17 protein-coding genes and 1 pseudogene are annotated in these 15390 nt (G+C 64.5%); 9 read left to right on the forward strand and 9 right to left on the reverse strand.

The annotated features are described in order from the left end of the window. Window position 1: 1 nt before the first annotated feature. Together ABMY26_RS01890 and ABMY26_RS01895 are read left to right on the forward strand one after the other, a co-directional pair. The gene (locus ABMY26_RS01890) at window positions 2-1381 is read left to right on the forward strand and encodes an amidase (RefSeq protein ID WP_372394779.1); all 1380 of its coding nucleotides are present in this window, start codon (window positions 2-4) and stop codon (window positions 1379-1381) included. A gap of 53 nt (window positions 1382-1434) precedes the next feature. Continuing rightward, complete coding sequence (locus tag ABMY26_RS01895; protein ID WP_372394780.1) at window positions 1435-1659, forward strand: hypothetical protein; 225 nt, start codon at window positions 1435-1437, stop codon at window positions 1657-1659. On the opposite strand, the gene ABMY26_RS01900 is transcribed toward ABMY26_RS01895, so the two are convergent. Continuing rightward, window positions 1650-2423, reverse strand: a complete 774-nt coding sequence (locus ABMY26_RS01900; protein ID WP_372394781.1) for a glycosyltransferase family 2 protein — start codon at window positions 2421-2423, stop codon at window positions 1650-1652. The genes ABMY26_RS01895 and ABMY26_RS01900 overlap by 10 nt on opposite strands. A 92-nt stretch (window positions 2424-2515) precedes the next feature. On the opposite strand from ABMY26_RS01900, the gene ABMY26_RS01905 reads away from it, so the two are divergent. Beyond that, a complete protein-coding gene (locus ABMY26_RS01905) occupies window positions 2516-2902 on the forward strand; it encodes a DUF423 domain-containing protein (RefSeq protein WP_372394782.1) in 387 nt (128 codons plus the stop codon). Window positions 2903-2933: 31 nt separating this feature from the next. Here ABMY26_RS01905 and ABMY26_RS01910 read toward each other — a convergent pair whose 3' ends face one another. Then, entirely contained in the window at window positions 2934-3314 is a 381-nt protein-coding gene (locus ABMY26_RS01910; RefSeq protein WP_372394783.1) for an ArsR/SmtB family transcription factor, read from the reverse strand. 330 nt (window positions 3315-3644) lie between these two features. On the opposite strand from ABMY26_RS01910, the gene ABMY26_RS01915 reads away from it, so the two are divergent. From ABMY26_RS01915 to ABMY26_RS01940, 6 genes are all read left to right on the forward strand, one after another. Next, window positions 3645-3872 carry a sulfurtransferase TusA family protein gene (locus ABMY26_RS01915; protein WP_372394784.1) on the forward strand — a complete coding sequence of 76 codons (228 nt, stop codon included), beginning with the start codon at window positions 3645-3647 and terminating at the stop codon, window positions 3870-3872. A 354-nt stretch (window positions 3873-4226) separates the two neighbouring features. Then, a complete protein-coding gene (locus tag ABMY26_RS01920; RefSeq protein ID WP_372394785.1) occupies window positions 4227-5156 on the forward strand; it encodes a histone deacetylase family protein in 930 nt (309 codons plus the stop codon). Between the two features lie 137 nt (window positions 5157-5293). Beyond that, window positions 5294-5593, forward strand: coding sequence for an exodeoxyribonuclease VII small subunit (locus tag ABMY26_RS01925; protein ID WP_372394786.1), 300 nt, complete (start codon window positions 5294-5296; stop codon window positions 5591-5593). A 1-nt stretch (window position 5594) separates the two neighbouring features. After that, window positions 5595-6497, forward strand: a complete 903-nt coding sequence (locus ABMY26_RS01930; RefSeq protein WP_372394787.1) for a polyprenyl synthetase family protein — start codon at window positions 5595-5597, stop codon at window positions 6495-6497. Window positions 6498-6522: 25 nt separating this feature from the next. Further along, on the forward strand, window positions 6523-8436 hold the full coding sequence (dxs, locus tag ABMY26_RS01935) for a 1-deoxy-D-xylulose-5-phosphate synthase (RefSeq protein ID WP_372394788.1): 1914 nt from the start codon (window positions 6523-6525) through the stop codon (window positions 8434-8436). A gap of 177 nt (window positions 8437-8613) precedes the next feature. Beyond that, a complete protein-coding gene (locus ABMY26_RS01940; protein ID WP_372394789.1) occupies window positions 8614-9657 on the forward strand; it encodes a histidine kinase dimerization/phosphoacceptor domain -containing protein in 1044 nt (347 codons plus the stop codon). A gap of 168 nt (window positions 9658-9825) precedes the next feature. Here ABMY26_RS01940 and ABMY26_RS01945 read toward each other — a convergent pair. The 7 genes and pseudogenes from ABMY26_RS01945 to dapA form a co-directional block, all read right to left on the reverse strand. After that, a pseudogene (locus ABMY26_RS01945) lies at window positions 9826-10032 on the reverse strand (ATP-binding protein); the annotation flags it as partial. 18 nt (window positions 10033-10050) lie between these two features. Next, entirely contained in the window at window positions 10051-10467 is a 417-nt protein-coding gene (locus ABMY26_RS01950; RefSeq protein ID WP_372394790.1) for a DUF3830 family protein, read from the reverse strand. A 106-nt stretch (window positions 10468-10573) separates the two neighbouring features. Further along, entirely contained in the window at window positions 10574-11998 is a 1425-nt protein-coding gene (gene hydA, locus ABMY26_RS01955) for a dihydropyrimidinase (protein WP_372394791.1), read from the reverse strand. A 45-nt stretch (window positions 11999-12043) separates the two neighbouring features. After that, complete coding sequence (locus ABMY26_RS01960; RefSeq protein ID WP_372394793.1) at window positions 12044-12727, reverse strand: GntR family transcriptional regulator; 684 nt, start codon at window positions 12725-12727, stop codon at window positions 12044-12046. A 10-nt stretch (window positions 12728-12737) separates the two neighbouring features. Continuing rightward, entirely contained in the window at window positions 12738-13433 is a 696-nt protein-coding gene (locus tag ABMY26_RS01965; protein WP_372394794.1) for an amino acid ABC transporter permease, read from the reverse strand. A 77-nt stretch (window positions 13434-13510) separates the two neighbouring features. Further along, a complete protein-coding gene (locus ABMY26_RS01970; RefSeq protein WP_372394795.1) occupies window positions 13511-14353 on the reverse strand; it encodes an ABC transporter substrate-binding protein in 843 nt (280 codons plus the stop codon). A gap of 47 nt (window positions 14354-14400) precedes the next feature. After that, a complete protein-coding gene (gene dapA, locus ABMY26_RS01975; RefSeq protein WP_372394796.1) occupies window positions 14401-15321 on the reverse strand; it encodes a 4-hydroxy-tetrahydrodipicolinate synthase in 921 nt (306 codons plus the stop codon). Window positions 15322-15390: the final 69 nt, after the last annotated feature.

Raw genomic sequence — 15390 nt, forward strand, 5'->3', positions numbered from 1 at the left:
GATGAGCATCCGGACGGACGCCATTTGGCAGGAAAGCGCGACAGCCCTGGCGGAACGGCTGGCGCGGCGGGACTTGTCGGCCCGCGAGGCGGTGGAGGCACACCTGTCACGCATCGAGGAGATGGAACCGGCACTTTCCGCCTTCCTGACTGTTGCCGCCGAAGCGGCACTCGCCCGTGCCGACCTGCTGGATGCGGAAGCGGCGCCGGTCGGACCGCTGCATGGCCTGCCCGTCGCGGTCAAGGACCTGACCGACACCGCCGGCATCCGCACCACCTACGGCTCGGCGCTCTATGCCGACCATGTACCGGTGTCCAGCGACATCGCCGTTGCGCGGATCGAGGCGGCGGGCGGCATCGTCATCGGCAAGACCAACACGCCGGAATTCGGCTTCGGCGCCATCTGCCGCAACCGGCTGTACGGCCCGACCTGCAACCCGGTCGACCAGGAACTCACGTCCGGCGGATCGAGCGGCGGATCGGCAGTGGCGGTCGCGGTCGGCATGGCGCCGCTGGCGCATGGCACCGATTTCGGTGGGTCGGTGCGGGTGCCGGCCAGCTTCTGCGGCATCGCCTCGATCCGGCCGACGCCGGGGCTGATTCCGGCACCGGGCCGCGCGCTCGGCTGGGACACGCTGGCGACCCATGGGGTTCTGGCCCGCGACACCGCCGATTGCGCCCTGCTGCTGTCGGCGATGGCCGGGAGTGACCTGCGCGATCCGACCTCCCTGTTCGGTGACCGCGACGACGGGTCGGACAGCCGTCTGGGCGCTACCGCCGACTTTGGCGTGGCCACGGTCTCGCAGGCGGTGCGGGATCGCTTCGCCGAGGCGGTTGACCGGCTGGAACGGGCAGGCGGGCCGGTGGCGCATTGCTCTCCCGATTGCCGCGACGCCATGGCGACCTTCCGCACCCTGCGTGCGGCCCAGACGCGCCATGCCTTCGGCCCGATTCTGGCGAAGCATGGCGAGGCGCTGACCGATACCATCCGCTGGAACATCGAGGCGGGGGCCGGCATCGGCGCAGACGCCTATCTGCAGGCTCAGGCCGCCCGTACCGCACTCTATCGCCGCTTTGTGGCGCTGTTCGAGGAGATCGACGTGCTCGCTGCTCCGGCCTGCGGCGTGCTGCCCTGGCCGAACGCACACGGTGAGGTGACGACAATAGACGGTGAGCCGGTCGAGACCATCCTTGATTATCTCGGCGTCACCGCCATCGTCACGTTGATCGGCTTTCCCGTGCTGACGCTTCCTGTGGGGGGCGGTCCGCTGCCTTTCGGCATCCAGCTGATCGCCCGTCCCGGTGAGGAACGGCGCCTGATCCGTCTGGGACGCAAGCTCGAACGCGAGGCTGGCTTCGTTCACCATTGGGCAGACCGCTGATCGGTAATCTCGATCTCTTCCCCGTAACGGATACTTATGGTAAATAATTTCCCATGGTAGAAACCAGACGCACCGGCGACCGTTCGAACGAGCCGATCCGCCCCGACTCCGGCGGACGGGTTCCTGTTGCCGGCGGGAGGGCACGGACCGAAGGTGTCGTTCAACAGGGGCGCCAGCGCATACCGAGCCTTCGCGAGATGGCAGCCCTGGTGGTCAATGGGGTGCTGACGCTGCCGCGCAACTACCGCCGTGGCATGTTCCTTGACGTTCAGGTGTAGGCCGTCACATCCGCCCCGAACAGGCGTTCGAGCAAGGTGAGCGGCAGTTCATATTGTGGCAGGCACAGGCTGGTGCTGCGCGCATGCATCATGTGTAGGCACAGCCCCTCGACATCGGGAAAGGTGCCGACGCTGAATCGTTCGCGTGCGGCCTTGACGAAGGGAGCGTCCTCACAGGCGTTCACCGCCGGAAAGTGCGTCGTCTCCCAAACCTTGCGCCGGTACGCGTAGGAAAAGCCGTAGCCGTCGAGGTTATCGGCGGAGGGTGGGGCATCCGGTGCTTCGACATAGGTGCAGGTCTGGCGGCCCCAGCGGTGGTGCGAGCCACCGACGGCTGTGTCCCAGTAGCCGAAGCGCCGATGCACCGTGTTGTAGAGGAACCAGCCCGACAGCTTCACCACATCGTTTCCCTGATCCAGCCAATCGAGCATCCGCTCCACATAGGTCGGGGCGTAGAAATCGTCATCGTCCATATGGACGATCACCGAACCTTGGGCATGTTCTGCCAAGATGTTGCGCTTCTCGCCGATGGCATAGCGGCTCGGCGAATAGATATATTTCAATTTCGGGTTCGCCAGCGGCTTCAGATAGGCCGACGGGCGAGGGCTGTCGTCGAACACCAGCCACTCGAGGTTGGCATATGTCTGTGCCTGGATGCGAGCGTGAAGGAGGGGCAGGAAATCTTCCCGCTGCCAGGTCGGCGTGATGATGCTGACCAGCGGTGAGGTGGCCGGCGGCGAGGCGACAGCGGCTTTCATGGTCATTTCTTGCTCGTGCGGACAGCCATTGTGTACACAGTTGACAGAATAGCATCGCCTGCAGGCAGGCGGTGGCGTGAAGGAAGGGAGCGAGGCTCGTGGGATCGGTCGACCGGATCTGGATCGTCTTTGCCGCGCTGAACGGTGCCGTTGCGGTTGGCACCGGCGCCTATGCCAGCCACGCGCTGGCAGCGCAACCCCAGGCGCAGGAGTGGTTCCGCATCGCCGGACAGTATCAAATGGCCCATGCGCTGGCGCTGGTCCTGCTGGTGGCATTGGGTGCCCGGATCGTGCGGCGTGGACATCTTGCGATGCGCTTGGCCGGATGGCTCTTCGTCGTCGGGATTCTATTATTCTGCGGCACGCTGTATGCATTGGCAACGGTCGGCCCGCTGCCGGTACCAATGACGGCGCCGGCCGGAGGCTGGAGTTTTATGCTAGGCTGGGTGGCGCTGGCGGTCGCAGCGCTTCGGGCGCGCGACTGAGGCTTGCGCTGGCCTGCCCATGCCGCATGTTTCAACCGACGGCTGCAGATCGTAAAGCAGGCGTGTTGTCGGAGGAGATGCCGTCACGGTCGTTGGCGGTATCTTCGATCTCCGCACCGGAGGCACAATAGAGGCCGTGCAGCGTTGTCATGATGGTCTGCGCTTCGTGCCCGTTCAGCGAATAGTAAATATTCTGGGCGCTGCGGCGCGTGCGGACCAGATTATCCGTGCGAAGGCGGGCAAGATGCTGCGACAGGGCCGACTGGCTGAGCCCGACCAAGTCCTCCAATTCACCCACCGATCGTTCGCCCTGGCTTAGATGGCACAGGATGAGGAGGCGCCGTTCATTGCACATCGCCTTCAGCAATATACTCGCCCGGCGCGCGTTGGCCTGCAAATCCTCGATCTTCATTGCTTTATCGTCGCCCTGTCCGTTCCGATTCGTTTTGCGTCCGTGCCGCCTTTGAATGGCACGAAAAATAAAAATGCTCTCATGCTAGTATATTCTTACACATGCGGCATTGTCCACCTGTGGGAATCCGTCATAGGAGTCAGCCGCTGCTTTTGTGCCGTCGAGGGCTTGAGCGTCACCATTGCCTACGCCGCCGCTTTTTCTACGCTGGGCGATTGGAAATCGTAGAAAGACATCACGCCTGGGTTGCGGTTGGAGAGATGGCGGCTCGAAACTGCTTCGTCATATCAACCGGTGACAAGGACAGACCGGTCGGCTAGCATTCCGGCCATGAGTGATCATCCATTGGATACCAAGGGCTTGCAGTGCCCGCTACCCGTCTTGCGCGCGCGCAAGGCGATAAAGGCCATCGCCGTTGGCGACACCTTGACCGTAGAGGCGACCGATCCAGGCTCCCGCAAGGATTTCCCGGCTTTCTGCGACGCGACGGGAAATCGTCTGTTGTCCGTCGAAGAAGTATCGGGGGTATTGCGCTTCGTTATCGAACGGTTGGTCTGAACAAGAAGGTTCAAAAGCTGCGGCCTGAATCGCGTGCATTTGGGGAAGGGAGCTTTTCTCGACTGCCATGTCGACAAAATCGACGGGACGATGTCCAGATTACAGGAAACATGGTTTCCTAAGGTCAGCGACTCTTGAGTTTCTGGTGAAGGCGAAAGAGAGTTGTCGCCGACAGAGTTTCCCATGCACTCCGCCCGTCAGTCCTGCCGTGTCACGGATTGCCCCGGATCCCAAAAGTGGGCTGTGACGAATCGTCCTGGATTCAGCCTGTACTTTCATTAGCGATCCGGGAAGAATGGTCTTTGGAAACGCTGAACGCCGCCTCTAAAACCAACGATAACGACCGAAAAATCGATGTTCACCACCCTGTTCTCCCACCCTGCGTGCCTGGAGCACGACACGGGTCTAGGTCATCCGGAATGCTCTGACCGCCTGCGCGCCGTGCTCGCCGCGCTCGAAACGGAAGAGTTCCATATGCTGGAACGGCAGGAGGCGCCACGCGCCACGGTGGAACAGCTTTTGCGAGCCCATCCACAGTCGCACATCGACCGTGTACTGTCCCTCATTCCTGAGGTCGAGCATGCCGGCGTCGATGCCGACACCGTCGTCTCGCCTGGATCGGGGGAGGCGGCGCTCCGTGCGGCCGGGGCGGTCTGCGCAGCTGTCGACGCGGTGGCGACCGGGCAATCGCGCAATGCCTTCTGCGCCGTGCGCCCGCCCGGCCACCATGCGGAGCGGGAGAAGGCGATGGGATTCTGCCTGTTCAACAACGCAGCGGTCGGCGCCTATCATGCCCGTGCCGCACACGGCCTGCAGCGCGTCGCGGTAATGGATTTCGATGTCCACCATGGAAATGGCACGCAGGACATTTTCCAGCACGACCCTGACATGCTCTACTGCTCGACCCATCAGTCACCGCTTTACCCAGGCACGGGCGACGCGGGTGAGAAGGGGGAATACGGCAACTGCGTCAATGCGCCGCTGCCGGCGATGGCCGGCTCACCGGAGTTTCGGCACGCGATGACCCACATCATTCTGCCGGCCATCGACCATTTCAAGCCGGACCTGCTGATTATCTCCGCCGGTTTCGACGCCCATTCGCGTGATCCGCTGGCGGGCCTGCACTTGATCGACGACGATTTCGTATGGGCCACGCGCAAGCTGGGCGAACTGGCTCGCACCCACTGCGGGGCGAGAATCGTTTCGGTGCTGGAGGGAGGCTACAACCTGCGTGCCCTGGCGTCGGCAAGTGCCGCCCATGTACGCGAATTGATGTACTGCTAAATCGCCGGAGAACTCCTCCTGCTCGAAAGGGGGAGGGGCTATCCGAACGCATAGGCCGCAAGGGCCGCGGTCCGACCTGCCTCAGCCCTTGCACATGACGTGAGCGGGGCATACCTTCGCGGGCTCAAGGTTCCACCATGGTTCTGCCCGACATGCCCCCTTCTGTCGCCCACCGGTCCGCCGAGCCGTCGTCCGCCGCTATCCCGCCCGACATTGCCGCCCTCAGCTTCGAGGACGCGCTCGCCGAACTGGAGCGAATTGTCCGTCAGCTCGAAGAGGGCCGCGGCAAGCTCGACGATGCCATCTCCTCATATGAGCGGGGCACCGCCCTGAAGCGCCATTGCGAGATGAAGCTGCGCGACGCGCAGGCCAAGATTGACCGCATCACCGTGAGCGCCGACGGCACTCTCGGCACCGAATCCGCCCGGATCGACTGACGTGCAGACCATATCCCAGATCGAATTGAAGTCCGCCCTGGCGGAAATCGCGCAGGCGGTCGAGGTGAAGATCGGTACCCTGCTGCCGACCGCCGACCTGGCGGAGGCGCGGGTGTTCGACGCCATGCGCTACGGCTGCCTGAACGGCGGCAAGCGTCTGCGCCCCTTCCTGGTGATGCAGTCCGCCGCGCTGTTCGGCGTCAATCCGGACTGCGCAATCCGTGCGGCCGCGGCGGTGGAGATGGTCCATAGCTATTCGCTGGTTCACGATGACCTGCCGGCGATGGACGACGGTGAACTGCGGCGAGGACGTCCGACCTGCCATCGCCAGTTCGACGAGGCAACTGCAATCCTGGCCGGCGACGGGCTGCTGACCCTGGCGTTCGAGGTGCTGGCCGACCCGGCGACGCACGAGGACCCCAACATCCGTTGCCAATTGGTGTCGGCATTGGCCAAGGCGGCCGGCGGCCATGGCATGGTCGGCGGCCAGATGCTCGACCTGATCGCGGAGCACGAGACCTTCGACCTCGGCACCACCACCCGACTTCAGCGCATGAAGACCGGCGAGATGATCGCGTTTTCCTGCGAGGCCGGCGGTATCCTGGGCAAGGCCAACCCGCCGCAACGCACGGCATTGCGCGCCTATGCCCACGATTTGGGGCTGGCTTTCCAGATCGTCGATGACCTGCTGGACGTGGAGGGCACGGCGGAAGAAACCGGCAAGACGGTCGGCCGCGACGCTCAGGCCGGCAAGGCGACCTTCGTATCGATCCTGGGCCGTGACCGCGCCCGTGCTCAGGCGGAGATGCTATCCCGTCAAGCGTCGCAGCACTTGGACATTTTCGATGGGCGTGCCGATATGTTGAAGGCCGTCGCCGACTTCGTCGTCGCGCGCCGCGCCTGACCAACGCTTTGAGGACCCGCAAGACGTGACCGCCACCAAGACCCCGCTGCTCGACCTTTGTCCGACGCCAGCCAAGCTGCGGGCCTTGAAGCCCGAACAGCTCCGCCAGTTTGCCGACGAACTGCGTACCGAGACCGTGGACGCCGTGTCGGTGACCGGCGGTCATCTCGGCGCCGGATTAGGGGTTGTGGAACTGACGGTGGCTCTCCATTACGTCTTCGATACGCCCTATGACCGGCTGATCTGGGACGTCGGGCACCAGTGCTATCCGCACAAAATCCTGACCGGCCGGCGCGACCGCATCCGCACGTTACGTATGGGGGGCGGTCTCAGCGGTTTCACCAAGCGGTCGGAAAGCGACTACGATCCGTTCGGCGCCGGTCACAGCTCCACCTCGATTTCGGCCGGGTTGGGCATGGCGGTTGCCAGCAAGATGAAGGGTGAGCGGCGCAATGTCATCGCCGTGATCGGCGATGGTGCAATGAGCGCCGGCATGGCGTACGAGGCGATGAACAACGCGGCCTCCACCAAGTCGCGGCTGATCGTTGTCCTCAATGACAACGACATGTCCATCGCTCCGCCGGTTGGGGCGATGAGCGCCTATCTGTCGCGGTTGATCTCGTCCAAGCCGTACCTGTCCCTGCGCCATCTGGCGAAGGAGATCGCCGACCAGTTGCCGCGGCCGCTGCGTAACGCCGCCCGCCGGGCGGAGGAATATGCCCGTGGTATGGTTACTGGCGGCACCTTGTTCGAAGAGTTGGGCTTCTACTATATCGGGCCGATCGACGGCCACAACCTGGACCATTTGCTGCCGGTTCTGCAGAATGTCCGCGAAGCCGACGACGACAAGCCGGTTCTGATCCATGTCGTTACCAAGAAGGGCAAAGGATATGGACCGGCGGAAGCGTCGGCCGACAAGCTACATGCGGTGGCCAAGTTCGATGTGGTGACCGGCACCCAGGCCAAGCCAAAATCGAATGCTCCGACCTTTACCCGCGTCTTTGCTCAGAGTCTGATCGCGGAGGCAGCTGCCGACCCGACCATTGTCGGCATTACCGCAGCCATGCCATCGGGCACAGGACTGGACCTGTTCGGAGAGCGTTTTCCCGACCGTTGCTTTGACGTCGGTATCGCCGAACAGCATGCAGTGACCTTTGCCGCGGGCATGGCAACGGAGGGATTCAAGCCCTTCTGTGCCATTTACTCCACATTCCTCCAGCGCGCCTACGACCAAGTCATTCATGACGTGGTGTTGCAGCATCTGCCGGTTCGATTTGCACTCGATCGCGCCGGTCTGGTGGGAGCGGACGGAGCGACCCACGCGGGCGCTTTCGACACCGCGTATCTTGGGTGCTTGCCCGACATCGTGTTGATGGCAGCTGCTGACGAACTGGAGCTGATGCACATGGTGGCGACGCAGGCCGCCATCGACGACCGTGCGTCTGCCCTGCGTTATCCGCGCGGCGAGGGTGTGGGGCTGGAACTGCCCGACCGCGGCGAAATCCTGCCGATGGGCAAAGGCCGGATCCTGCAGGAAGGCAGCAAGATAGCCATCCTCAGTTACGGCACCCGCCTGGGTGAGGCAAGGCGTGCGGCATCGGAACTGGCGGCCCGCGGCCTGTCCACCACGCTGGCCGATGCCCGTTTTGCCAAACCGCTTGACGAGGAACTGGTGCGGCGCCTTGCCCTTGAGCATGAGGTGCTGATCACCGTCGAGGAGGGATCGATCGGCGGCTTCGGCAGCTTCGTACTGCAGTTCTTGGCAACGGCGGGTCTGCTGGACGGCGGTCTGAAGATCAGGCCGATGGTTTTGCCGGACCTGTATCTCGACCATGACGCGCCGGCCAAGCAGTATGAAATCGCTGGCCTGACCGCCCAGCACATTGTTCGTACCGCCTTGCAGGCGCTGGGTATGGAGAGCGCCGCCGCCCGGGCTTGACCGATTGTCCCAGGCCAAACCTTCCAAAGGGCGTAATGCCATTTGTCTAGCAGGTGTTCGGGTTGTTGGACTGGTGCCGAGCGCGAACGAAGCCTTACACTGACGAGGCTGGAATGGTACCCGTTGGGAGTGGCCGCGGGAACCGGCAGCTGAGGGCGGCAGGCGAGGTTGGGGGCGATGGCGCACATTATGGCGGTCACGGCTTACCGGAACGCGGAGTTCGGTACCGAACCGGGGGCCGAGCGGCCGGCGGAAAGTGGGGTCGTGACAGCCGGCGTCGGTATCGACGACCCGGCAATGCTGCGCTGCCTGCTGGACCAGACACCGACGCCCACGGCACTGGTGGATGGAGAGGAAGGCTGTTGTATCTTTGCCAATGCTGCCTTCCGCGCGTTCGGTGTTGTTGCCGGAACGAATCTGACAGAGCGTTTCCCGGCGCTGCCTTCCACCCTGTTGACTGAGGCGCGCCAGACCGGCAGGCCCCAGCGCAGTCGTGCAGTTGGCGACGGCGCCCCGGACGGTGAGCGGTTCTGGGATGTGCGGATTACCCCGATGATGGGGGTCAACAGCGTCGTCCGTGCCCTGATCGTCACCGTGGAAGAAACATCGGAATCGGCAGCGGAACATGAACGCCGGCTGCGTGACGTCAGCCACCGGCTAAAGAACACGTTGCAACTGGTCTCCAGCCTGCTAACCCTCCAAACGTTGTCAACCAAGGATCCAGAGGTGCGGCGGGCGCTGCAAAGTGCCGGAGGTCGTGTCGGTATCGTTACCCAGGCTCATCAGCATTCACATGGTGCCTTGCGCTCCGGTTGCGTCAATGTAGCCGTTCTTCTTCGCGAGTTATGCCTGGAATTGGAGGCGACGTTGCCCGGCGCTCACCGGATTCAAGTTGCAGCTGAGGTTGCCGAGATGCCGGTGGATGTGCTCATCCCCTTCAGCCTGATCGTCAGCGAGTTGGTTGGCAATGCTGCGCGCCATGCCTTTCCGGCCGGGGCGCCCGGCACCATCGACGTCCGGCTGGGCCGCTATGAGGGTGGCGGTTTTCGCCTGGAGGTTTCCGACCGTGGGACCGGCCTGCCTGCCGGTGTGGATGTCGCAAGGGCGGCGACGTTGGGCCTGAAGGTGGTGCGCGCCTTCGTCGGCCAGTTGCGTGGCAAGCTGAGCGCCGACAGCGGTCCCGGCGGCACCCGCGTAACGGTGGACTTCCCCGCAACCTGAAACTTCCCGCTCGAAACCTGTGTGCGGCCAACCCTTCCGGTGCCAGAGAAAAATCCGGGCTGATTGGCCGAGAAGAATGCATTCCTGTATCCGGCCTGTTGTTGCGGCCGATTTATCATCCCCACCTTCGCAGGGATGGCCGGAAACTCAAAATACGAACAAGCTCCTTTACCCGACTGCCCAGATGAAAGTGGCCAATGGGTTTCCCCTGGGCAACGAGTGGGTGAATGAGTTGGACTGCTCAGGAACGGTTTTTGAACGCCAGTTTTCATTGCCGGCTTCGAGGATGTCACAGTGATGCGTCAGTCGGTCGAGCAAGGCCAGCGTCATCTTGGCATCACCGCCGAAGACGGCCGACCATTCGGCAAAGTTCAAGCCGGCGCCTCTTCTGTGTCAGCGAGCCAATTCGAAGCGGATCGGCTGCGCACCCTGCCAGAGGGTACGCTTGCCGAGTTCCGCCAGATTCTCGAGCCCCTCGGTGATGGTGATGAAGTGGTTGCCGGCGAGCTGGCCCATCTTGCTGGAAAACTGGACACCGCCATAAGCCAGCAGGATCTCGGTCTCGCTGATGCCGCCCGGATAGAGGATGATCTGGCCCGGAGCCGGGTGGCTGGTGTGGTTCTCGTAACCGAGGCCGAAATCGGTATCGCCCAGCGGAATCCACACGCCTTCCCCGCTCCAGCGGACATGGACGATCTGGCCCTCATAGGGCAGCAGGTTGCGGAATTTGGCGCAGGTCTTCGGTGCGGCGCTGGTCTCGAAACGGGCGCCGAAGGTGAAGGGGCCGGCGGTGATGGTCAGGGCGTCCATGGTGTGATGATCCTCGTTTCTCGGGTTCGTACCTGCCCTCACCCGAAACCTCTGCGAGAGCAGGGGAGGGTTGGGGTGGGGCATATCTGGTGGAGTCACTTGCCCCTCAGACCGCCGTCACCTTCGGCCGCGCCAGATCCGGCGTGTCACAGCGCAGAAAGGCGCCGCGGCCGGGCTGCGCCACGCAGGCGCCTCCCTCCACCACGACTTCGCCGCGCGACAGGACGGTTTCCGGCCAGCCGGTCACTTCCAGCCCCTCGTAGGGGGTGTAGTCGACGTTGTGGTGCAGCATGCCGTTGGTGATCGTGACCTTGCGGTCCGGGTCGTAGATCACTATGTCGGCATCGGCGCCGATGGCGAGGCTGCCCTTGCGCGGGTGCAGGCCGTACATCTTGGCCGGGTTGGTGGCGGACAGCTCGACGAAGCGCTGGAGGCTGATTCGGCCCTTCTTCACCCCTTCGGAAAACAGGATTGGCAGCCGCGTCTCGATGCCCGGTACGCCGTTGGGGATCCAGTTGAAGGGCGTGTCGGCGCCGTGCAGCATCTTGCCCTTGGGGTCCTGGTAGCGGAACGGCGCGTGGTCGGACGACACTATATGGAAGGTGCCGCCGGCCAGCGCGTCCCAGATGACCGCCTGGTTGGCCTTGTCGCGCGGCGGCGGGCTGCAAATGCACTTCGCCCCCTCCATCCCGTGGCCGTGCAGGTCGTGCTCGGTCAGCACCATGTATTGCGGGCAGGTTTCGGCGTAGATGCGCATGCCACGGCCCTGCGCCCAGTGGATTTGTTCGATCGCCTCGCGGCCCGACACATGGACGATCAGGATCGGCACGTCGGCCAACTCCGCCATGGCGATGGCGCGATGGGTTGCCTCGCGCTCCACCAGCATCGGGCGTGAGTCCGCATGGTATCGCGGCGCCGTATGGCCGGCGGCGAGCAGCTTGTCGGTCAGCCAGCCGATGAAGTCGGCGTTTTCGGCGTGGATCATCGCCATGGCGCCGTCGCGCCGCGCGACGCTGAGCAGCTCCAGCACCTGCCGGTCGTTCAGCTTCATGTCGTCGTAGGTCATGTAGATCTTGAACGACGTGTAGCCGTCCTGGATCAGCGCCGGCAGATCCTGACCGAGGAGTTGGTCGGTCGGGTCGCTGACGATGAGGTGGAAGGCGTAGTCGATCACCGCTTTGCCGTCGGCCCGCCGGTGATAGTCGCTCACCGCGTCGCGCAGCGACTGGCCCTTGAACTGGCAGGCGAAGGGGATGACCGTCGTGGTGCCGCCGCAGGCGGCCGAGCGCGTTCCGGTCTCGAAATCGTCGGCCGACTGCGAGCCGTCGCTGGTCGGCTGGTCGAGGTGGCAATGGCCGTCGACGCCGCCCGGCAGCACCAGCTTGCCGGTCGCGTCGATCTCGCGCGTACCCGGCCCGAGCCCGGTGCCGATGGCGGCGATGCGGCCGCCGATCACGCCGAGATCGGCGGCGAACACGTCGGATGCAGTGGCCAGCGTGCCATGGCGGATCACGGTGTCGAATTGCGGCATGGAACTCTCCCTGGTCCTCGAAGAACGGTTCTTGCGGCGGGGATCTTACAGGAAATAGCCGCCCGGGTTGGCCTCGGCGGCGATGGCGCGGCGGGCGTCGTCCTGGAGGTTACGCAGATGCGCGAGCATGGCGGCCTTGGCGGCGGAGGCGTCGCGCCGCTCGGCCGCCTCCAGCACAGCCCGGTGCTCGGCGTCGATCTCACGTTTGCGATGGAAGGCGCTTGAGATGCGGAACAGGCGGGCGACCACGCGCATCCGCGTGATGGTGTCGGCCAGCGTCTCGTTGCCGCTGACGCGGGCGAAGAAGCTGTGGAAATGGTTGTCGTAGAGCCAGTGCTGCATGTCGTCCTTGCCGTCCTCCAGCGAGTCCAGCCCGCGCCGCAGCTCCGCCAGATCGGCGTCGCCGACCAGAGGAACCGCCGTCCCGATGGCGTGGCACTCCAGCAGCTCGCGCATCTGCATGCATTCGAAGAACTCGCGGGCCGAGACGACGCGGACCCGGTAGCTGCGCTCGCTGGTGCGCTCCAGCAGCCCCTCGCCGACCAACCGGACCAGCGCCTCGCGCATCGGCGTGCGCGACACGTTCAACCGCTCGGCCAGCCGGCCTTCCGGCACCTCGGCACCGCCGGGGATCTGGCGGCTGAGGATCAGCTCGCGCAGATGCCCATGGGTTTGGTCGCCGAGGTTGGTGGGGCGAGGGAATAGCGGGTCGGTCGGGGGAGGGGGCATGACAGGTGCCTCACTGGCCGTCGACGATCGCAACGTTGCGGTAGGCGCGGCCGAAATGGCGCTCGATGCGGCGCTGGACGATGTCCCACAGCGAAGTCATCAACAGGTAGTAGAGTGCCGCCACCGTGAACAGCTCCAGCACCATGAAACGCTCCTGGATGAGGAGCTGGGTGCTGCGCAGCAGTTCCTCCATCGAGATGACCGAGGTGACGGACGTGGTCTTCAAAAGACCGTTCACGCTGTTGCCGAGTGCGGGAATGATGATGCGGGTTGCCTGCGGCAGGACGATGTAGACCATCACCTGTGCCGAGTTCAGCCCGAGCGCGCGGCCGGCGTTGCTCTGTCCGGCGGCGACACCGAGGATGCCGCCACGGATGATCTCGGCCAGATAGGCGGCCTCGTTCAGGATCAGGCCGATCAGCGCGGATTCCGTCACCGACAGCTTGATGCCGATCTGTGGCAGGCCGGTGTAGATGATGATGAGCTGGACCAGCAGCGGCGTGCCGCGGAACACCCAGATGTAGGCTTGCGCCGCCACCGCCACCCAGCGATAGGGAGACAGCCGCAGCAGCGCCAGCAGGCAGCCGACCACCAGGCCGCCGGCGATTCCCGCGAGCGTCAGCCACAGGGTGGTGAGCGCTCCGCTGAGCAGATACCCGTTGAACAGGTAGTCGAAGAACCCGTCCCAGTTCCAGCCGCTGGTCATTCCATCAACCTTTCGCTCTTGTCCGGCGCGCGGGCGGCGATGGGGTCATGCCCCCGCCGCCGCCCGCGCCCCGTGCCTCACATGCCGGGTCCGTTGACCTTGAAGGCGCCGTCGTTGGGCAGCAGGCCGTATTCGTCCATCAGCTTCTTGTACGAACCGTCCTTCTGCATGTCGTTGAGGACGGCCACCACCGCCTCGCTCAGCGGCTTGCTCTTCATCGCCAGGGCGACCGGGGTCGGGAACAGGCCGTGCAGGGCCCGGTCGAAGTCGCCGCGCTTGCTGTATTCCGCCGCCGTCGGATCGATCGCCACCGACGCCTCCGTCTGGCCGGCGCGCAGCGCCTGGTAGGCCGTGGCGAAATTGTCGAAGGTCTTGATTTCGATCGGCTTCAGCCCCTTGGCCGTCACCATCTTGTCGAGCTCGCGCAGCTTGCGCTCCTCGAAGCCGCCCAGCTCGACGCCGACCGGGCGACCCGCCAGATCCTCCGGCTTGGCGATCTTCAGCGGGTTGCCCTTGGTCACCGAGATGCTGATCGCCTGCGATTCATAATTGATCATCGGCATCATCTTGGCCCGCTCCTCGGTCCAGAAGATGCCGGTGTTGATCAGGTCCCAGCGGCCGGCCTGGAGGCCGGGGATCATCGCCGAGAACTCGATGCGGACATATTCCGGCGTCAGGCAGAGACGCTTGGCGATCTCGTTGCCCAGCGTGACGCGCATGCCCTTCAACTGGCCGCTCGAATCGACGAACTGCATCGGCGGCAGGGTCGGGTTGGTTGACATCACCAGCGTGCCCGGCTTGACCAGCTCGGAATCGGCAACCGCCGGCTTGCACGCAGCCGACTGGGGTGCGGTTTGGGCGGCTGCCGGGAGCGCGAACAGGGTCAGGCCGGCGGCGATCAACAGCTTGCGAATGGTCATTCTAATCCCCTTCTCTCGTGTTTGGACGGTCCAGCACTCGCACCCGGTCAGCGCCCGGTCCCACCAGCGGGGGAGACGCCCAGGGAATCGATCAGGCCGTACGCCGCCAGATCGGCGCGCAGGGCCTCGGTGTCGCCGGTCGGCAGAGGCAGGCGCGGCGCGCGCGGCGCTCCCACCGGCAGGCCCATTATGCCGAGCCCGGCCTTCGACGCGGCGACGTAGCGGTGGCCGCCGACCCAGCGGACGATCGGCAGCATCTTCTTGTAGAGCGCCAGCGCCTGCTCCTTGTCGCTGTGGTCGGCCACCAGCTCGAACAGCCGGGCCGAATCGCGCGGGATCAGGTTGGAACAGACCGCGACCCAGCCCTGGGCGCCGAGCCAGAAGGATTCGTAGCCGAGGATGCCAGCGAACACCGTCATGCGGTCGCCGCACAGCTCGATGATGTCGCGAACCCGCGTCACCTCCAGCGTCGATTCCTTGATGTACAGCACGTTGTCGATCTCGCTCAGCCGCGCGACGATGGGCGGGGTGAGGTCGACGTTGGCGGTCGCCGGGTTGTTGTAGATCATCACCGGCAGCGAGATCGCCTCGCCGATGCGGCGGTAATGCTCGAACAGCTCGTCGGGCGTGGGCGAGCTGTAATAGGGCGGGATCACCATCACCCCGTCGGCGCCCATGCTTTCGGCTTCCTTGGCCAGCGCGACGGCGTCGCGCGTCCATTCGGCGCCGGTGCCAATCAGCACGGGCACGCGGCCCGCCGCCTCGGTCACGCAGACCTCGATGACCTGCGCCCGTTCCTCCGGGGTCATCGACAGGAACTCGCCGGTGCTGCCGAGCGGGATCAGCCCGTGGATGCCCTGCTCGATCTGCCAGTTCACGAGCTTCTTCAGGGCCGGAACGTCCACCGCGCCGCCGTCGGCGGTGAAGGGGGTGATGAGAACCGTGTAGGTGCCGCGCAATGCCGTCATGGGTTCCCCCAAGCTCCTGCCTAATTTTTGACCTTGCCTAAATACTACTCGTATACTATCTGTATACAG

It is taken from the genome of Azospirillum sp. HJ39 (assembly GCF_041507355.1).
Lineage (GTDB): Bacteria > Pseudomonadota > Alphaproteobacteria > Azospirillales > Azospirillaceae > Azospirillum > Azospirillum thiophilum.